This is a genomic window from Streptomyces sp. URMC 127 (assembly GCF_051386535.1).
In the GTDB taxonomy this organism is placed as follows: Bacteria; Actinomycetota; Actinomycetes; order Streptomycetales; family Streptomycetaceae; genus Streptomyces.
The window spans coordinates 13465-31705 of the sequence record NZ_JBPQTW010000004.1; the positions used below are offsets into that span (position 1 = coordinate 13465).

Here is an 18241-nt window from a genome sequence, read left to right on the forward strand (position 1 = left end):
GAACGGCTGAGGAGGAGGGGACATGGACGAGATCGTTTTGATGAGCGACCCGAGGGTTGCGGCCATCGGTATCCAGGAGTGCGGCGAGGCGCTGGTGGATGTCCGCCGGTCGACGTTGCTGGTGGACCACAGCAGGAGCGATGCGGAGGGGGCGTTCGCGCACCTGCGCGAGAGTGTGCTGGAGCGGCTGCTGGCCGCCCAGGCGGGTCTCCCCGAGGGGCTGCGGCTGCTGGTTGTCGAGGGCTACCGGCCGCCCGCCCTGCAGGCCCGGTACTTCGAGGAGTATGCCGCCGCGCTGCGGGCTCTCAACCCGGCGTGGTCGGAGGACGAGGTGCGTGCGGGAGCGTCGCGGTATGTCGCCCCTCCGGAGATCGGCCCGCACACCGCCGGGGCGGCTGTCGACATCACCCTTGCCGGTGCGGACGGCCTGGAGCTGGACCTGGGCACCCGGACAGACGCGACGCCCGAGGAGAGCAAGGGCGCCTGCTACACGGCCGCGACGAACATCAGCCCCCGCTCGCGCGAGCTGAGGAAGCTCCTCGGCACGGCTCTCGCATCGGCCGGCCTGGTCAACTACCCGAGCGAGTGGTGGCACTGGTCCTACGGGGACCGGTACTGGGCCCTGGCCACCGGGGCGTCTGCCGCCCCCTACAGCCCGTGCCCCCTGCCCCGTCAAGGGGGCAGCCGGTGACGGCCACGAAGCGGGCGCCGTTGTCGGAGAGCGAGAAGCTGCTGTTCTCCGGCGCGCTGCGGCACGACAAGGCATGGGCGAAGTACTCCGACCCGTTGCTGCGCATGAGCTTTTGGGCCATGGCCCGGCAGTTCCCCGGCATGCTCGCGATGATCGGCCGTGTCGCGTGGCGCGAAGACCCCCGCGCCCTGCTGGTGCTCGTTGCTGCGCAGCTGGCCTCCGGTGCGATGTCGGCGTTCCTGCTAGTCGCGACGAACCAGGTGCTGGTGCATCTCTTCGCCGACGGGCCCACTCCGGCCAAGTTGCGCGAGGCCCTGCCCGCGCTGCTGCTGGGCGGCGCGTCCTCGGCCGGGTCGGTGCTCCTGGGGTGCTTGATCACCCAGATCGAGGGGCGCCTGTATCCGAAGATCGAGCTGTCGTGCCGGACGGCGTACTACAGCATGATGACGCGGGTCGAGATGTCCGCGATGGAAGACAAGGACATCCACCGCCAGCTCGCCCTCGGCCAGTACGGCACCGACTCCGTACAGCGCATGCTGTCGAACTCCGTATGGATCATCAGCGGCCTGATGAGCTTCGGGGCCGCCGGCATCGTCCTGGCCACCCTGCACCCCCTGCTGCTTGCTGCGCTGCTGCTCATCGCGGCACCGCGCTGGTGGGGCGCCGTAGTCGTCATGCGCCGCGCCTACGCCTCCCGGCACGCGTGGATCGACCACCGCCGGGCCACCGACGTCCTGCTCTGGCCGATCACCCGGGCCAGCGCGACCCCGGAACTGCGCGTCCACGGCGCCGGGCGGCTGCTGATCCACGCGCAGGCAGACATGGGCCGTACCGCGGCGGCGGAGAAGGCCCGCCTGGCGCGCGCGGAAGCCAGGACGGAGATCGTTACGGCCGCGATGTCCGGCACCGCCCGCATCGTCGCCTACGGCCTGCTGTGGTGGCTGCTGGTCGCAGGCGGCATGCCGCTGGCCGCGGCCGGGACCGCGGTGCTGGCGATCCGCAACGCCACCGGCTACCTCAACCAGATCGTCTCCCAGCTCAACCGCATGTGCGAGGAGTCTCTGTACCTGACCGACATGAACAACTCCATCCGGCTCGGCGCCCAGCTCGCCATCCCCGACCACGGCGCCCGCGTGGAGGGCGAGGGCGTCGAAGTCGTCCTCCACGACGTCACCTTCCGCTACCCCGGCGCCGAACGCGACGCACTCCAAGAGATCTCGCTCACCATCCCCAAGGGCAAGGTAGTAGCCCTGGTGGGTGAGAACGGATCAGGCAAGACCACGCTCGCCAGCCTCATCGCCGGCCCCTACCTGCCCACCACCGGGACCGTCTCCTACAACGGCGTCGACGTCCGGGAGGCCGACCGAGAAAGCGTCTTCGACCGCATCGCGCTGCTCCCGCAGGACGTCGACTGCTGGCCCATGACCGTCCGCGCCAACGTCTACATCGGCGACCCCGACCAGCCGCTGGACCAGGAGAAGATCGAAGCCGCGGCCGAACGGGCCGACATCCGCACCGTGGTCGAGGAACTCCCCTACGGGTGGGACTCCATCGCGGCCAAGGACTTCGAACGCGGCGTGCGCCTCTCGGGAGGCCAGTGGCAGCGCATCGGCGTCTCGCGCGCCGTCTACCGCGAGCGCGATCTGCTGATCGTCGACGAGCCGACGGCTGCCCTCGATCCGAAGGCCGAGATCGAGATGTTCGACTCCCTGCGCTCCTTCACCGATGACGGCATCACCACCGTGCTGCTCATCACCCACCGGCTCGCCGCCACGGCCACCGCGGACGTGATCTACGTCCTCCACCAGGGACGGCTCCTCGAATCCGGCTCGCACGCCGAACTGACGGCCCTCACCGGCGGCCACTACCGGGAGTTGTACGAGCTCCAGGCCGCCCAGTACGGGAACGGGACCGTACCCGCTTCCAGGAAGGGGGAACCCGCAGGCGCCTGAGCCCAAGACCAGAGGGCTGACCGCTCGCTGCCCGCGGACGAGCATCACGCTCGCCCCCAGCTTGATGTTCCGCGAACTCGACCAGGAACGATAGGAGAGCGCATCTTGACCGTGATCGTCGGACTCGTAGAAGACGACCGGGTCCACATCGGCGGGGACTCCGCCGGCATCTCCGGATGCAGACTCACCGTCCGCAAGGACCCGAAGGTCTTCCGCAACGGCCCCTACGCCCTGGGCTTTTGCGGCAGCTTCCGCATGGGCCAGCTCCTGCACCACGCCTTCAAGACACCCAAACCCAAAGGCGATCTCGACGCCTTCATGACGACCCGGTTCGTCAACAAGCTACGCACCTGCCTGAAAGAAGCGGGCTGGGCACGCAAGGAATCCGAGCAGGAGAAAGCCGGCACCTTCCTCGTCGGCATTCACGGCCGCCTCTTCATCGTCTACCCGGACTACCAGGTAGCCGAGCCCGCCGACGGATACGCCGCCGTCGGCTGCGGCAACGAATTCGCCCTCGGCGCCCTCCACGCCACAGCAACCGCGAACCTACAGGCACGCGAACGCCTGACCACCGCCCTCACCGCAGCCAGCCACCACAGCACCGACGTCTGCGAACCGTTCACCTACACCACCGCACCCTCCCTAAGCGAGCTGTACGAGATGCAGGCCCGCAAGTACCAGGACGCTGCGGTGCCCGGCCCGCGCAAGCCCTCCGACGCGGTGAAGAAGGGCGCACAGCAGTGAGCGGCGCCCCGGCGGGAGAGGGAAGCAGTCTGTGGCGGCACCGGGACTTCGTGCGGTATTGGAGCGCGAACGCGGTCGACCTGGTGGGCAGCGGCGTCACGTCCGTAGCCCTGCCGATGATCGCCATCGTCGCGCTGCACGTCTCGGTGTGGGAGGCCTCACTGCTGGCGTTCGCTGAGCGGCTGCCGCCGCTGCTGTTCGCCCTTCCCGCCGGGGCCCTGGCCGACCGGTACCGCAAACGCCCCACGATGATCGGTGCGGCCCTCGTCTCCAGCGCGGCCCTCGCGGTCGTCCCGCTGGCCGACGCCACCGGTTGTCTGTCGCTGGAGCTGTTGTTCGCGGTGGCGCTGGTCGATTCGACGGCCGTCGTGTTCGGCTCTACCGCCCGCATCAGCTACCTGCCGTCCCTGCTGCCCCGCAACCGGCTGCTGGAGGCGAACGCCAATGCCGGTGCCGTCTCGTCTCTGGCCGACTGCGCCGGTGCCCAGCTCGGCGGCGCCGTCGTCGCCGTCCTCGGTGCGGCCCGCGCCGTCTACCTCGACGTCGCCTCCTATCTGCTGTGCGCCCTGTTGCTCGGCAGCATCCGCACGCCGGAACCCGCCCCGGAACGGCCGGTGAAGACGCCCACCTTGCGCAGCGAGATGAAGGAGGGAGTGCTGTACGTGGTGCGCCACCCCACGATCAGGCCGCTGCTGGTGACCGGCACCGCCTTCACGGCCGTCTTCGCCGTCCTGACCACCGTGTGGTCGGTGTACCTGCTGCGCGAACTCCACTACTCCGCGACCGCGCTGGGCACGCTGCTGAGCGTGGCCGCGCTCGGCGGAGTTGCCGGCGCACTCGCCGTCCGCCCGCTCGTGACCCGGTACGGCCCGGCCCGGGTCATGCTCACCGCCCTGGCCGTCCTTCCGATCACCGAACTGCCGCTCCTGCTCGTGGGTCCCGGGCGACCAGGGCAGGTGGCCATCGCCACGGGCCTGTTCGCCCAGCTCGCGGTCTCCACCATCCAGGGCTCGACCCAGCGCAGCATCCGCCAGGCCCTGTGCGATCCCGGCATGCAGGGCCGCATGCTCGCCACCGGCCAGTGGATCACCTACGGCACCCGGCCGCTGGCCGCCCTCCTGGCCGGGGCATCCGGCACCTGGCTCGGCCTGTGGAACACCCTCGCGTTGGGCACCGCCGCGCTCGCCATCCCGTTCCTCGTGCTCCTCGCCTCCTCGATCCGCACCCTGCACCACGTCCCCGGCCCCTCGATTGCCCCTCGGCCGCCCAGCCCGGAAGGAGAACCAGCGTGACAATCGAGAACCCTGCCGCCTACTGGGGCGAGCTGTGGGCGTCGAGCCCCCGGTACAGCCCGCTCACCACCGCCGAGACCGCATTCCTCGGCCAGTACGCGGGCCCCGGCCGCGGGCGCCTCGCACTCGACATCGGGTGCGGCGATGGCACGCTGACCCGCCACCTCGCCGGCCTCGGTTACGGCGACCGGGCTCGACTACACCCGGCCGCCTCTGCCCGCGCCGAGCCGAGCACGGAGGCCGTGCGTTACATCTGCGCAGACCAAAGGCGAGTTCCAAAGGCATGTTGAACGTCGCGACAGTGAAGACGACGGGCAGCGTACGGGCCCGGTACTCGGTCACCATCGGCAGGTCGAACGGAGCGGTCCCGTCACCGCTCGGCGTCTCCTCGGCCGACGCCTCGGGGCCGGGAGGAGGCGCCGGTTGGCGAGCTTGCGCGCCCTCTCGCCAATCGCGGCAGTCGTCACAACCCGGCCGTAGCCCGTGCGCCTCTGCGGAAACGTCCCCGCGCCGACAGGCCGTTCGGACCGTCGTCGCCGTGGGGCGGGAGGACGAAGCCGACCTCCGCGCCGCCGCCATCCGCGGTGCCGGCGAAGACCGTTCCGGCGTCCGCTGTGACGATGTCGTGCACGATGGCCAGACCGAGGCCGGAGCCGGGCGTCGCCTGGGTGCGGGGGCCACGGTAGAAGCGGTCGAAAACGGCCTGCTCCTCGCCAGGCGCGATGCCGGGTCCCTGATCCCGTACGGCCAGCCTGCCACCGCCGACGCGCACGGTGACCGGCGTGCCCTCGGGGCTGAACTTCACCGCGTTGCTCAGCAGGTTGTCCACGCACCGCTGGAGCGCGCGCGGCCGGGCTCGTACGGGCACCGGCGGGTTCGTGTCGTCCTCGATGACGAGGACAGCACGCCCGGTTCGCAGACGGCAGCGCCGCGCGCCGTCTTCCGCGACCACGGCCAGATCGACGGCCTCGGGCTCCTCTTCGGTGTAACGGTCGGTGGCCAGCTCTACGAGCTCGCGCACCAGCTCGTCGAGGGCCGCGGTCTCGGTGACCAGGGTGGTGAGGATCTTCTCCTCGTCCTCGGGGGCGAGCCTGCCGCGCGCCCGCTGGAGCAGCTCGGCGCTTCCGCGCACCGAGGTGAGCGGGGTGCGCAGTTCGTGGCTGGCGTCCTGGACCAGTTGCTGCTGCTGGGCACGGGAGCGGCGCAGCGCGGCGAGCATGTGCGCGAAGCTGCGCGTCAGCTGGCCGATCTCATCGGATCCTGCGGGGGGCAGCGGTGTGGCGAGGTCCTGCGTGGTGGTGATGCGCCGGGTGGCGACGGCCAGCCGGCGCACCGGTCTCAGGATCCGCCCCAGGACGAGCCAGCCCAGGAGCGCCGCCAGGCCGATGGCGCCCGCGGTGGTCCAGGTGATCCGCCGCTTGAACTGGTCGTCGACGTGCGCGGCGTTCTCGTAGCTCTGGGCGACCATGACGGCCCCGCCTCCGGGCAGGGGCCTGGTGAGAGTGTCGTACTCGGTGCCGGAGACGACGATGTCCACGCTGCTCACCCCCTTGCCCGTCCGGGCCACGCGCAGCGCGCCCGGCGGGACCGGCAGGACGTCGCGGCCGGGCGCCAGCGGTCTGACCGTGCCGTCGGCGGAGACGATCTGCTCGGTCATGTCCGGACGGGCGGGCGGCGTCAGGCCGGCTGCGAGGAGGCTGACGACGGTGCTCGCACGGTCGTCGAGGCCCCGCTCGAGCTCGTCGGCGACCAGCGCGCTCACGCCCCGGTACGACATGAGGGCGGCGAGGGAGATGGCGAGCGCGGCGGCCACGGCGACGACGGCGGTGATCTTCGTACGGAGGGTACGGAGAGGGCGGAGGGTACGGAGAGGGCGGAGGGTACGGAAATGGCGAAGTGGGCGGGGCATCACGCGAGCCGGATCGTGTAGCCGACGTTGCGGACGGTGTGGATCAGGCGAGGCTCGCCGCCCTGCTCGGTCTTCTGGCGCAGATAGCCGATGTAGACGTCGAGGGAGCGGGAGGTGGTGTCGAAGTCGAAGCCCCAGATCCGCTCGTACATCTGCGACCGGCCCAGGACCGCGCCCGGGTGGGACAGCAGCAGTTCCAGCACGTCGAACTCCGTCTTTGTCAGGTCCAGTTCCCGCTCCCCGCGGAACACCCGCCGGGACGAGGGGTCCAGGGTGAGATCCGCGACCGCCAGCGCCCTGCCTTCCTCGGCGGGCTCAGTACGCCGCAGCAGCGCCCGTATGCGGGCGAAGAGCTCCTCGGTCGCGAACGGCTTGGCCAGGTAGTCGTCGGCGCCCGCGTCGAGCCCGGCGACCCGGTCGCCGACCTCGTGGCGGGCCGTCAGGACCAGCACGGGCAGCCGGTCGCCGCGCCTGCGCAGCATCCGGCACAGGCCCAGGCCGTCGAGGCCGGGCATGACCACGTCCACCACCGCCAGGTCGGGCCGTTCCCGTTCCAGGAGGGCCAGGGCCTCAAGGCCGTCGGCGGCGAGGAGCACCCGGTAGCCCTCGAAGCGCAGCAACTGGTCCAGGGTGCTGCGCACTCCCGGGTCGTCCTCGGCGACCAGCACCGTCCGGCGGTGTCCCGTTTCATCCGTCATGTGATCATCTTCGCCGGTGGTGGACGGGGTCACGGCGCCGGCCCGTCAGTCGTGGACAGGAGCGTGGACCGACGCGCGGACCGACGCGTGGACCGGAGCGTGGACCGGAGCGTGGACCGGAGTGACGGTGATCGGCGGGAGGGTACGCAGGCAGGAGGTGTCGCCCGCCTCGCCGGTGCGGATGAAGTGCGAGGAGGCCCCGGTGACGCAGCCGCTCGGCTCCAGCTCGGGCACGTGACCGGTGTTGCGGACCGAGAAGAACCGGCTGTGTCGGAACTGCGCGGCGGCCTTCTCGCCGTTCGCGTCGGGCGTGTTGGCATCGAGGTCGCCGGAGAGCACCAGGACCGGGACGTCGGGCAACTCGATGTCCGTGGGCTGCGGGTCCGGGGTGTTCTCGCCCGGCCAGCCGATGCACACGTCGCCGCCGTCCGTGTGCCCCTCGGTAAAGCCCTTGGTGCTGAACGCACCGTGCTCACCGGAACGCACGGCCGCCAGCGCCGCGCGGTACTGACGCCACCGCACGGACAGCGGCGCGTCCTTCGACCAGGGCTTGCGGTAGTCGTTGCAGGCGACCGCGATGTACGGCGCCTGGTCCACCGTGCTGCCCGTCTTCCCCTCCTCCGCGACCAGCTTGCGCAGCGGCTCGGCATCGCCCTTGACGAAGCGGTCGAGCGCGTGGGGCAACTGCCCGAGCAGCGATTCCTTCTCCGGCTCGTGGCCGACTCCGCTGCTGGCCGACTCGAAGAGCAGGTTGGCGAGCTTGTCCTCGGTGAACTTCTTCTTGTAGATGCCATGTTCGGTGGCGATCGGCATGGTGATGGGCCGGTCCCGCAGGCGCGCGGCGGCGGTGGCCAGGTTCTTGACGGCCTGCTCCCCGTCGCACGCGACGGGGACGCTGCGCTCACAGACGCGGCGCAGGGTCAGGGAGACCGCCTGGGCGCTGGGGCGCGCCAGCGGGTCGTCGTGGAGGGGAAAGGCCCCGGACAGGACGATGTTGCGTACGTGCTCGGGGTGGCGGGAGGCGTACACCGGCATCAGGTAGGTGCCGTAGGACAGCCCGTACAAGCTGAGCTGGGGTATGCCGAGGTGGTCGCGGATCGCGTCGATGTCGTCGGCGGTGGCCGCCGAGGTGTAGGCGGCGGCCTTGGGGCCGAGGTTCGCGGCGCACCGTTCGACCGCGGCCCGCTGCTGGGCCCGGGTGCCGAAGCGGTACGCGGCGTCGGTGACCCCGCACGGGATCGGCTCCGACGCCCCGGTGCCGCGCGGGTCGACAAGAAGCAGGTCATGGTCCTTCAGCAGGCCACCGCCCTCCAGGCCGCGGGCGAAGTCCTGGGCCTTCTCGATGGCGGTCTCGCCCGGGCCGCCCGGGTTGACGGCGACGGTGCCCGCGGCGGGGCCGGGCGCGCTGTGGCGCACCACCGCGTAGCTCACGGCGACCTCGCCGAGCTCCGGTTTCCCCGCGACGAGCGGGCGGTCCAGCCGGCCGCAGTCGACCTGGTGCCCGTCCACGTCCGGGCACCAATCCGGGGTGACCGTGGCCGTGTGGCCGCTCCTGGGAGCGGAGGCGGTGGCTGACGCGGACGCGGAGGCGGAGGCGGAGGCGGAGGCTGACGCGGAGGCGGTGGCAGTCGCCGCCGGCAGGATCGAAGCCATCACCGCCGTCATGCTCACCGTCAGCCCCGCGCGCCGGACCGTGCTCTTGTACGTCATCGCCCTCTCCTTTGTCTCAGGTGCGGGCACAACGTTGCCGGGCGCGTTTCACAGCCACGGCAGAGCAACGGCAAAAGTGTGTAAGAACCACTGGGAGCGGGTCCAGGTCGACGACATTAGGCGGGTCCATCCAGTGCCGGAGCTCGTCCTGCCGCCAAAACGGCTCCGGCTCCGGTGCCTGGCAGAGTGTGCCGTCACCGTCGGACCGTAGAGCCTGCGCAGGATGAAACCGGCTCTCGGAGGGACACCGTCTGCTGGGACCGGTCACGGGCTGCCACGGCACCCGGCCATGAGGAACGAGCTCAGCGGTCTGCCGTCCGCATCGGCAAGGTTTCCAAGCCACCGTCGCGTGCCCGAACGCAACGACGGCTTTCTGCCTACCGCTCCGGTGAGGTGCCCCTGGGTGAGGTGAGTGCGCGGAATGCGGTGGGGGTAGTTCCGGTGTGCTGACGGAAGAAGGCGCTGAAGGCGGTGGGGTGGGTGAAGCCGGTGCGTTCGCCGATCGCGGCGGGTGACAGGGCGGTGTGCACCAGGAGGCGCTTGGCCTCCAGCAGCACGCGGTCGTTGATGAATTCTTTGGCCCCGCGGCCGACGGCGACGCGAGTGGCCCGGGTGAGCGTGCGGGTGCTGTAGCCGAGCCGATCCGCGTAATCCTCGACGCGGTGGGTCCGCGGGAAGTCTTTCTCCACCGCTTCCCGGAAGCGGTGGAACGTCTGGTTGCCCGGTGCCTCTCGGTCCATGACCGGGTCGAGGTGGGCCAGGCGGATGAGCAGGGCGGACAGCAGGTGGCGCATGGCCTCGATGTGGGCTGCCAGCGGCAGGTCGGTCAGGCTCGCGTATTCGTCCTCCAGCGCGTCGAGAACCCGGTCGAGGTACCGCGCTTGCCGCTCGGGTGGAGTGATGTGCTCGCCGTGGGTGTGCGGCTCCATGGCGCGTAGCAGAGCAGTAGTGGAACCGCTGATGAAACCGGCGGGAAAGACGACCACGGCGCCTTCGGACTCTTCCAGGGTGGAGGAGAACTGCACGACCTGCCCGGGTCGCACCCACAGCCAGTCGCCGGTGGCCATGTCGTGTGCGGTGAAGTCGACCGAGCAGCGCAATGCTCCGGCCCGCACGGTGATCAGCTGGTGGAACGCCGGGCGGCTGGGCCGGGCCGGGTCGATTCCGCTCTCCCGCGCGCGTTCGGCCAGCCGCGGCAGCGTGAGCACTTCGATGCCGGGCGGGGCACCGAGCGCCGGACGGTACGGGACCGCGGCAATGTCGTACGGCGGCCGGCCGTCGGCGGGGTGTCCGTTTTTCTTCATGACGTGTCCCAAGTTTATGGGAGCGGCATGCCGGACCGGCCCTAGCGTGGAGGGCGAGCACAGAACACGGCGGCGCGGGCCCGGATGACGACCGCAGGGTTCGGCCGTGCGCGCATGACCGAAAAGCCCAAGGGACGGGATGGAGCGGCCGGTCTCTGGTCCCGCAACTGCCCCCCTTCTCACGATGACCGGGAGACCACGGACATGACCTTCGAGTACGCCACCCGCTACCGCACCCGTTCCCGCATACCGGCCGAGCCGGGTGTGCCCTATTTCATCGAGAAGGGCATGGGCGACCGCGCCCATCTCTTCGGCGATCTGGTCACCGTTTACGCCGGAGGCGAGCAGACGGAGAACACCTTCAACTTCTTCACCGTCGAGGGGCCCAAGGGCGACATCATCCCCGCTCACTCGCACCCCGACACGCATGAGGTCTTCTACATCACCGACGGCGCCGTCCGGCTGTTCGTGGAAGACCTGCAGGGCAACCAGCACGAGAAGCTGCTCACCCCGGGTGACTTCGGCTTCGTGCCGAAGAACTGCCCCCATGCGTACCGCATGGAACGCCACCACAGCCGGGTCGTCGGCGTGGCCGCCGGCCCCGGAGGCACGTTCGAGCGGTTCTTCGAGAACTTCGGCGCACCCACCGACGAGCTCACCCTGCCTCGGGAGCCCGTGGTTCCCGGCCGGGAGAAGTTCGCCACGGTGCCCGAGCAGTACGATGTCCGTTTCCTGCCGGACCACCAGTGGCGCACCGGGAGCTGAGCGCAGTCCCTGACCCGCCCCGCCGCTGCCTGCCACTCAACATATGTCTGTCCTCAGCGACCCGCCTCCGCTGCCGCTGGAGTTCCGGCTGGAGCGACTGCGCGCCTCCCGGGGTTCACCCGATCGGTGCCCGGTACGCGCAGCGGATGCCCTTGGCTACGGTCCTGCTTCGGCTCCAGCTGATCTGCTCGGCGATCGCATTCGCCGGCATGTCCGGCTACTGTTCCGTCAGCTCGCGGGGGCTGCGGCTCGGTCGCGTCCACGATCGGGGCCTTCGGCGCTCGCTGGTACTTCGACGGCGCGCGTCACTGGGCACCGGCCGCCGCACCGTGTGCCTGGCGATCCCGCGCTTCCTGGCGATCGCTTTGATCGACATCAATCGGCATCAATCGGCGCCGTTCGGCATCTTCTCGGCCCGGTAGGCAAACTCCGATCTGCCGGTTCTCAGTGCGGCCGGCCGGCCGTGCCAGAGTGCTGCCGCTGGACACCGGCCGAAGCCGTGCCCCGCTTGATTCAGCCGGGACCGCTCTGGGAGACCCGCTCTCTCCCACCCGGCGCAAATCTCCTGCGCTGGGGCGTTCATGGATGAGCCCGGAATGTTCTGGAAATCTCCCTCATCAGAGGATATTGGGGTGCTTCCAGCAGCATGCGCGGGTAGCGAGGTATCGAGGCAAGAACGACGAGGCAGTCGCCTCCGAGGTCCCCGGAGGCCGAGCTGCGCGACATCGGCGCGGGGGAGGCTTCGCATGGCCGCACTGGACTCGGTCGTCCAGCACATGGCCCTTGCCATCGCCGCGTTCACCGGCATTTACAACGTCGTACTCCTTTCCCTGGGAGCCTTCCGTCTCCGCCGCGCAGACGGCTCGTTGCGCGGTCAGCTCCGGTGGACGCATGACGGACCCGTTCCGCTGCCGTCGGGCTGGAGCGTCTTCGTTCTGGTCCCATGCCTGAATGAGGAGCGCGTCATCGCCAACACGTTGCGCTGTCTGCTCGACGGACAGCCGGGGGTGCGCATCGTGGTCGTCGACGACGGCAGCGACGACGGCACTTCACGCATCGCACGCGCGGTGGGCGGGAGCAGTATCACTCTGATCCGCAGGGCGCCCCCCGAAGCCCGGCAGGGCAAGGGCGCCGCGCTCAACGCCGCACTCGGGGTCGTACGCGTGCACGTCGCCAACGAGGGCCTCGACCCCGCGCGCGTACTGGTGTGCGTGCTGGACGCCGACGGCCGGATGACGCCGGGCGCAGTGAGCCGGGTCGCGGAGCTGTTCGAGGAACCCGCGGTGGGCGGGGCACAGCTGGCGGTACGCATCCGTGGCCGGAACCGCTGGGCGTTGCAGCTGCAGGACCTGGAGTTCTGGGCGCTGAGTGCGGTCACTCAGTTCGGCCGGGTCGCCACCGGCACGGTGAGCATGGGCGGCAACGGCCAGTTCAGCCGGCTCTCCGCCCTCGACCAAGTCGGTTCGCGCCCCTGGTCGGACTCCTTGACCGAGGATCTCGACCTGGGCATCAGCCTCGCTGCCCGCGGCTGGACGGTCACCTCCACCACCCATGCCTTCGTGTCCCAGCAGGGACTCACCAGCCCCCGCCGCCTGCTACGGCAGCGCACTCGCTGGTACCACGGCCACATGAGCGCCCTCACACGCCTGCCGGACCTCTGGAGCCGGCAGGCGGTCGGCGTTCTGGGCCGTATCGAGCTCACCGGCTACCTTCTCGTCCCGTACGTCGTCACTCTCCCCGGCTCGGTCGTCCAGCACTATCTGCTCCTCCGCGCACTGTCCGGCGGCGGGGACGAGAGGCTCCGTCTCTTGGCCGGGCCGGCATGGCTCGGCGTTCCGGCCTGGCAACTGCTGGCCCTCACGGCCTACCTGGCTCCGGCACTGATCTACTGGCGCCGCACCGATGACTTGCCGCTGTGGAAGGCTCTGTGCTGGTCCCCCGCCGTCATAGTGTGCGCCTACCTCGGCTTCGCGGCCGGCTGGTGTGCGCTGTGGCAGATCCTCACCCGGCACCGGCAGTGGGCCAAGACCGAACGCGAAGAGGAGACATCCCTGACGGCCGAGATCCGATCTGAGGCCCGGGAAGTCCGGGAGGTCCGGGAGACCCGGGAGGTCCGGGAGATCCGAGCCCGGATCCGGACCGAGATCCAGGCTGAAGACGTCCCCCGGTGAGCAAGGCGCCGGCGAACCGGCGATTCGGCCCGCGGGGCCGAGTGCCATGGCTCAGACGGTACGGAACCTGGGCCTCGCCGCATCCGGCAACGTTCGCCACGTCTGCCAGACTGCGCGGATGATCGTCAAACTCGCACGAGAGCAGGACTTGCCTGGCCTTCTCGGCTTGGCAGCTGAGGTCGAGCACTGGTTCGGCCCGATGGTTGAGAATCCCGGTTTCCATAGCGCCGTGGACAAGCATATTCGCCGCTCGACGGCGCTCGTCGCCGTCTCGGGATCGGATGTCCTTGGCGGCCTGCTGTTTGGTGGCAAGACCCCGGTCTACCACGTCCACTGGCTCGTCGTCTCGGAGAAGGAACGCGGGAAGGGCGTCGGTCGTGCGTTGATGGCGGACGCGATACGTAGATTCGTGAGGGGTCCGGGCAGCATTGAGGTGATTACTTTCGGGGCCGACCACCCGGGCGCAGTCGCCAGCGGTGCACGCGTCTTCTATGAGTGCCTTGGTTTCAGCCCGGCCGAGGCCGCCGATCCGGGCCCGGAAGGTGGTTCACGGCAGGTCTATCGCCGGGCCGTCATCTGACTCAGCCCAGCGTTTGCCCTGACGACAACATTGCGAAGGCGTTCATCGGCGATGTGCTTGTTTCGCCAGATGATGCAGCGGCGGATCACGCTTCCCTGCTCCTTGTGGCTGGCGTGGTCGGTACCGTCCAGCGCGAAGTAGCGCAGGGCAGCGAACAGATGCCTCACCCCGTGCGGGCGGTGCAAGTCGCCCGCCGTCGGGGCCTGGGCGCGCGGTCGGGGGTCCCTGTGCCGTCTCCGCGCTCGGCCCATTGCCGACCCGGGTGAGGCTGGAGGTTGAGCGGCCCGAACTCATCCAAGCAGAAAACGACGTCGGGCTCGCCGACCTCGGGCATGACCTCGCCGCCGGCGATCGCATACAGGTGCTCCACGCGGGCCTTCTGGCGGCATAGTCCGGGTCACGGAAGGCCTTCCAGGCCTTTATGCGTTGAAACGACACGCCCTCCTCGCGGCATGACCCGCAGGCCCTCGTGGCTGATGTCGTCGACCACCCCCTCGGCGACCAGGTCACCGCGCCCAGTGAGCCGTGACGGGGGCGGCCCCCTGCCGGTTGTTCTCGGTGCAGCACCACGCAGAGCCGGTTCCGTCCCGAGGCGGGGCCGGCTGCCCGCACACCGAACGCACCAGGAGGCACTCGTGCACGATCCGCACCGCCGGGAGCTGGTGGGGCTGGCGGCCAGGGGCGCGCTGGCCGGTCTCGCGTACGCCGTCCTCGGCCGGCCCGGCAGCCGGGCCTTCGCCGCCGCCGCTTCCCGTACGCACTTCCGCGCACTGGTGATCGGATCGGGCTTCGGCGGTTCCGTCGCGGCCCTGCGCCTGGGCCGGGCCGGAGTCGACACCCTGGTCGTCGAGCGCGGGCGGGAGTGGCCCACGCTCCCCCGCCGTCCCCTGTTCGGCTCGTCCACCCGCATCACCGACACGATGTTCTGGTTCCGCCGCACCACCCGCTGGCCCGGCATGCTGCCGGTGCCGGTCACCCCGGCACCCGGAGTCATGGAACTGTCCGAGGAACCCCACCTCGACATCGCGTGCGGAGCAGCCGTCGGCGGCGGCTCCGTCGTCTACACCGGAGTGACCGTCGCCCCGCCCAAGCGCTACTTCGAGCGGCTGTACCCCTCCGGCCTCTCCTACGAAGAGCTCAGCACGCAGTGGTATCCGACCGTGCGGACCATGCTGCGCACCTCCCCGATGCCCCGCGACGTCTATGCCTCGGCCCCGTTCACCCACTCACGGCTGTGGGACCGGCAGATGGCAAACGCGCGCATGACTACCCGTCCCGTCGACTCCGCCTTCGATTGGGACGTCGTCCGCCGCGAACTCGCCCACACCGTCCAACCCTCGGCGACCATCGGCGAGTCCGACTTCGGCTGCGGCAACGGCGCCAAACGGGACCTCACCCGTACGTACCTCCCCGCGGCCCTCGCCACCGGGCACGTACAGCTGCGCGCCCTGCACGAGGTGCGGTCCGTCGGACGCGGACGCAACGGCACGTACTCCGTCGTCGTGCGCCGACTCGGCGAGGACGGCACCGCCTTGGGCCTTACCGAGTACACCTGCGACATGCTGTTCGTCGCCGCCGGCACGCTCAACACCAACCGGCTCCTCGTGGCCGCGCGCGAGGAGGGCCGGCTGCCGGACCTGCCGGACAGCCTCGGGACCGGGTTCGGGGACAACGGAGACCAGGCGAACCTGCGCTCCCAGCCCCTGGAGCCCATCGGCCCCGTCCAGGGAGCGCCCTGCGCGTCCACCGCCTTCCTCCCCTCCGAGTTCGGCCTGCCGCTGCGCGTCGAGAACTGGCTGCTGTCCGGCTTCGCTTCCCTCCCGGCGACCGCCACCTTCGCCGTGACCGTCGACACCGACCACCGCGGCACCTTCCGCTACGACCCCTCACGCCGGCGCGTGGTCCTGGCGGACTGGTCACGAGAAAAGTCGGCTGCCGCGGCCCGGGCCGTGCTCGCCTACAGCAACCGCGTCATCGAGGCCAACCCGGGGAGCCTGCCGGTGACCCTGAACAACCTGTACCCCTTCACCGGGCATCCCCTCGGCGGGTGCGTCATCGGCCGGTCCACGGACCTGGAGGGCCGGGTCAAGGGCTGCAAGGGCCTGTACGTGGTGGACGGCTCGCTGCTCCCCGGGAACGCCGGAGGCGCCAACCCGTCCTTCACCATCGCCGCCCTCGCCGAACGGGCGCTCGCGCGCATCGTCGCCGCGGGAGGGTGACGGACGGGGCGGTGCGTCCCTGTCCCCCGGGCCCGGTGCACCCCGGCGACCAGCGCATGCGCACGGCGGCCGCCGACGGGCGGAGAACCGCCGCACATTCCGGGTACGTCGGCGATGGACCACGGAATCGGCCACGCGCCGAGGCTGGACCCTGGCTCCGTCAGCGTCGTCACACCCGCGTAGACGCCCGGTCGCACTTCGCGCATCCAGCCCGTGAGCAAGCCCGCCATGACACGCGGGTGGACGATGCAACTGGCCTCGGCTTCGCCCGGCGCCGGGCGTGGCCGTCGTTCGGGTAGACCGTGCAGCCGACCTCGCCGTGGATCACCCGCAGGGCCGGACCCACGCTCTGGGACAGATGTCCGCCGCGCTCACCGGTCGGGAAGCCCTTGCCGTGCCACACCGCACCGCCCGGCACACCGAGCTTCTCCGGGGCCTGCCTGCTTGCCGTCCTTGCGCACCCCGAGTTTGCGCAGCCATTCGAAGGCCCGCAGAAACCGAACGGTTATGACGTCGTGTGACACGAGCCCCTGCCAAGAGTTCAGCAGGGACCCAAGGCCTTGATGAAGGAACGGCCAGTGGGCGGCGCCTCCGATCCGGCACCGGGCCTCCGCGAGGTAGACGAACGCGCCGCCGGATCAGCCTTGTCCGGGATCCTCGTGACTCAGCTACTCACAGCCGAGCACGTTGAGCGCGGCCCACCTGACCGGTGGGCCGCGCTCAACGTGGCGTTTACGGTTTGCGGGTCACCAGCTCAGCACGACACAGGCGTTGCCCCCACTGTGGCCCTTCGCGAGTTTCTTGTCCTTCGCGCTGTGGCCTCCCTTACCTCCCGCGCCGCTGCCCTTCGGACAGCCGGCAGGGATGGGACCGGCCTTACCCCCCGCACCTCCACGCACGTCGTTGCTGTCCTGGCCGTCGCCGCCGGCCGTGCGAGATCGGCGAGCAGATCCAGTCCGATCTGATCCCCCACCGTGGAAGACCCACCCAGCTACCGTCTGCTGCCGGTCCGACGGCCCGGCCCGGCCTCACCGCAGATGCCGGGTGAAGAACTGAGCCGCGGCGTCCCCTGCGAACTGCGGTACGCCGGTGTGCCCGCCCATGTTGGCGTGCAGTGTCTTCTCCTTCGAGCCGAAGGCATCGAACAGGTCCAGGGCCGCCTGCCGGTCGTTCCCTTCGTCATCCCACTGCAGCAGGACGTGCAGCGGAATGGTGACCCGCCGGGCCTCCTCGAACATGGTGCGAGGGACGAAACTCCCGGCGAACAGAACAGCGGCCGAAATGCGCGGCTCGACCACCGCCAGCCGGGTCCCGATGGAGATCACACCCCCCGAGTACCCGACCGGACCGCCGATCTCGGGCACTGACAGGAGGGCGTCCAGGGCGGCCTGCCATTCCGGGACCGCCTTGTCGACCAGCGGGAGAATGAGGGCGTCAATGATCTCGTCGCTGACCGGCTCACCGGCCTCCATCGCCCGGCGCAGGTCGGCGCGGGCCTGCTCGGCGGCGGGCCAACGGGGCCGGTCGCCGCTTCCGGGGAGCTCGATGGTGGCCGTGACGAAGCCGTCCGCCGCAGCCTGCCGGGCCCGGGCGACCAGCCGGGGGTACGACTTGCGCAGTCCGAGGGGAGGAGGGCTGAGCAGGATCAGCGGCGCCGGTGCCGATGCGGATGCAGCTTCGGGCGTCCACAGGATGCCGGGGATCTCATTGAGGGTGAATTCGCGTTCGAGGACGCCGTCGTCGAGGCGCTGCTCGGAAGTGAAATGCATGGTCGTGCCTTTCGGGAGTGCACTGAATCGGCGCTCCCGGACGACCTGTCTATCGCCCGACCGTGTCCCTGGAGGGGAGCACCCATGTCGATACTGCGTTCACGGGTACCACCTCCTCAATCTCTTGCACGGCCTCCGGAAACATACCAGTGGCAGCTGTGATTGCGCCAACGGTTTCTTGCGGCGGCACCGTGGCCGGAACCGCGGCACCGGAGTCACGTGCCTGTCACTGGTCGGGGCGCGCACGTCCGTCCGCATCAAGCGCCCTCGGTGCACACGGGCGTCTCCCGCTGCCCACGACTGTGCTGTACAGGCCCGCGCCCATGCGGCACAGCGGCCCTTCTCGCGGCTTCCTCAAGGCCGTGAGAAGGGCCTTCGCGGCCTTTTTCATGGCCGAAAACGCTCTCCTCAAACCCTTCACACAGGCCATTGAATGC

The 18241-nt window shown here is 70.2% G+C and carries 16 protein-coding genes and 1 pseudogene; 11 read left to right on the forward strand and 6 right to left on the reverse strand.

Annotated elements, in window-relative coordinates; translation table 11 throughout:
• Positions 1-22 precede the first annotated feature (22 nt).
• The 5 genes from ACSNOH_RS02190 to ACSNOH_RS02210 all read left to right on the forward strand — a co-directional run bounded on the left by ACSNOH_RS02190 (position 23) and on the right by ACSNOH_RS02210 (position 4969).
• The gene (locus tag ACSNOH_RS02190) at positions 23-691 is read left to right on the forward strand and encodes a M15 family metallopeptidase (protein WP_436719428.1); all 669 of its coding nucleotides are present in this window, start codon (positions 23-25) and stop codon (positions 689-691) included.
• Complete coding sequence (locus tag ACSNOH_RS02195; protein WP_436719429.1) at positions 688-2643, forward strand: ABC transporter ATP-binding protein; 1956 nt, start codon at positions 688-690, stop codon at positions 2641-2643. The genes ACSNOH_RS02190 and ACSNOH_RS02195 overlap by 4 nt, the downstream gene beginning before the upstream one ends.
• 111 nt (positions 2644-2754) lie before the next feature.
• Positions 2755-3387, forward strand: coding sequence for a hypothetical protein (locus ACSNOH_RS02200; protein ID WP_436719496.1), 633 nt, complete (start codon positions 2755-2757; stop codon positions 3385-3387).
• Positions 3384-4679, forward strand: a complete 1296-nt coding sequence (locus tag ACSNOH_RS02205; protein WP_436719430.1) for an MFS transporter — start codon at positions 3384-3386, stop codon at positions 4677-4679. Before ACSNOH_RS02200 ends, ACSNOH_RS02205 begins: the two co-directional genes overlap by 4 nt.
• The gene (locus ACSNOH_RS02210; RefSeq protein WP_436719431.1) at positions 4676-4969 is read left to right on the forward strand and encodes a hypothetical protein; all 294 of its coding nucleotides are present in this window, start codon (positions 4676-4678) and stop codon (positions 4967-4969) included. Before ACSNOH_RS02205 ends, ACSNOH_RS02210 begins: the two co-directional genes overlap by 4 nt.
• Positions 4970-5142: 173 nt before the next feature.
• Here ACSNOH_RS02210 and ACSNOH_RS02215 read toward each other — a convergent pair whose 3' ends face one another.
• The 3 genes from ACSNOH_RS02215 to ACSNOH_RS02225 all read right to left on the reverse strand — a co-directional run bounded on the left by ACSNOH_RS02215 (position 5143) and on the right by ACSNOH_RS02225 (position 8795).
• Positions 5143-6492 (reverse strand): HAMP domain-containing sensor histidine kinase, encoded by a 1350-nt coding sequence (locus tag ACSNOH_RS02215; protein ID WP_436719432.1) that lies wholly within the window; start codon positions 6490-6492, stop codon positions 5143-5145.
• A gap of 95 nt (positions 6493-6587) precedes the next feature.
• Positions 6588-7286 carry a response regulator transcription factor gene (locus ACSNOH_RS02220; RefSeq protein ID WP_436719433.1) on the reverse strand — a complete coding sequence of 233 codons (699 nt, stop codon included), beginning with the start codon at positions 7284-7286 and terminating at the stop codon, positions 6588-6590.
• A 45-nt stretch (positions 7287-7331) separates the two neighbouring features.
• Positions 7332-8795, reverse strand: a complete 1464-nt coding sequence (locus ACSNOH_RS02225; protein ID WP_436719434.1) for an alpha/beta fold hydrolase — start codon at positions 8793-8795, stop codon at positions 7332-7334.
• Positions 8796-8814: 19 nt separating this feature from the next.
• Between ACSNOH_RS02225 and ACSNOH_RS02230 the strand changes: the two genes are divergently transcribed.
• A complete protein-coding gene (locus ACSNOH_RS02230; protein ID WP_436719435.1) occupies positions 8815-9207 on the forward strand; it encodes a hypothetical protein in 393 nt (130 codons plus the stop codon).
• Between the two features lie 166 nt (positions 9208-9373).
• Here ACSNOH_RS02230 and ACSNOH_RS02235 read toward each other — a convergent pair whose 3' ends face one another.
• Entirely contained in the window at positions 9374-10300 is a 927-nt protein-coding gene (locus ACSNOH_RS02235; RefSeq protein ID WP_436719436.1) for a helix-turn-helix transcriptional regulator, read from the reverse strand.
• Between the two features lie 204 nt (positions 10301-10504).
• Here ACSNOH_RS02235 and ACSNOH_RS02240 point away from each other — a divergent pair, with 204 nt between their 5' ends.
• The 4 genes from ACSNOH_RS02240 (at position 10505) to ACSNOH_RS02255 (ending at position 13816) form a co-directional block, all read left to right on the forward strand.
• On the forward strand, positions 10505-11065 hold the full coding sequence (locus tag ACSNOH_RS02240; protein WP_436719437.1) for a quercetin 2,3-dioxygenase: 561 nt from the start codon (positions 10505-10507) through the stop codon (positions 11063-11065).
• A gap of 146 nt (positions 11066-11211) precedes the next feature.
• Positions 11212-11487: a hypothetical protein gene (locus ACSNOH_RS02245; RefSeq protein ID WP_436719438.1), complete on the forward strand. Its 276-nt coding sequence runs from the start codon at positions 11212-11214 to the stop codon at positions 11485-11487.
• Positions 11488-11811: 324 nt separating this feature from the next.
• Complete coding sequence (locus tag ACSNOH_RS02250) at positions 11812-13236, forward strand: glycosyltransferase (RefSeq protein WP_436719439.1); 1425 nt, start codon at positions 11812-11814, stop codon at positions 13234-13236.
• A 118-nt stretch (positions 13237-13354) separates the two neighbouring features.
• On the forward strand, positions 13355-13816 hold the full coding sequence (locus ACSNOH_RS02255; protein ID WP_436719440.1) for a GNAT family N-acetyltransferase: 462 nt from the start codon (positions 13355-13357) through the stop codon (positions 13814-13816).
• Here the strand turns inward: ACSNOH_RS02255 and ACSNOH_RS02260 are convergent.
• Positions 13795-14423: pseudogene (locus ACSNOH_RS02260) on the reverse strand (IS630 family transposase); the annotation flags it as partial. The gene ACSNOH_RS02255 and the pseudogene ACSNOH_RS02260 overlap by 22 nt on opposite strands.
• A gap of 28 nt (positions 14424-14451) precedes the next feature.
• Between ACSNOH_RS02260 and ACSNOH_RS02265 the strand changes: the two are divergent.
• A complete protein-coding gene (locus ACSNOH_RS02265; RefSeq protein WP_436719441.1) occupies positions 14452-16035 on the forward strand; it encodes a GMC oxidoreductase in 1584 nt (527 codons plus the stop codon).
• Positions 16036-17063: 1028 nt separating this feature from the next.
• On the opposite strand, the gene ACSNOH_RS02270 is transcribed toward ACSNOH_RS02265, so the two are convergent.
• Positions 17064-17804, reverse strand: coding sequence for an alpha/beta hydrolase (locus ACSNOH_RS02270; protein WP_436719442.1), 741 nt, complete (start codon positions 17802-17804; stop codon positions 17064-17066).
• Positions 17805-18241: the final 437 nt, after the last annotated feature.

Bases quoted from the DNA above. Each gene is read 5' to 3' on its own strand.
- ACSNOH_RS02245 (WP_436719438.1), top strand. From the start codon at position 11,212: ATGCCCTTGGCTACGGTCCTGCTTCGGCTCCAGCTGATCTGCTCGGCG.
- ACSNOH_RS02270 (WP_436719442.1), bottom strand. From the start codon at position 17,804: ATGCATTTCACTTCCGAGCAGCGCCTCGACGACGGCGTCCTCGAACGC.
- ACSNOH_RS02190 (WP_436719428.1), top strand. From the start codon at position 23: ATGGACGAGATCGTTTTGATGAGCGACCCGAGGGTTGCGGCCATCGGT.
- ACSNOH_RS02220 (WP_436719433.1), bottom strand. From the start codon at position 7,286: ATGACGGATGAAACGGGACACCGCCGGACGGTGCTGGTCGCCGAGGAC.
- ACSNOH_RS02240 (WP_436719437.1), top strand. From the start codon at position 10,505: ATGACCTTCGAGTACGCCACCCGCTACCGCACCCGTTCCCGCATACCG.
- ACSNOH_RS02250 (WP_436719439.1), top strand. From the start codon at position 11,812: ATGGCCGCACTGGACTCGGTCGTCCAGCACATGGCCCTTGCCATCGCC.
- ACSNOH_RS02255 (WP_436719440.1), top strand. From the start codon at position 13,355: ATGATCGTCAAACTCGCACGAGAGCAGGACTTGCCTGGCCTTCTCGGC.
- ACSNOH_RS02235 (WP_436719436.1), bottom strand. From the start codon at position 10,300: ATGAAGAAAAACGGACACCCCGCCGACGGCCGGCCGCCGTACGACATT.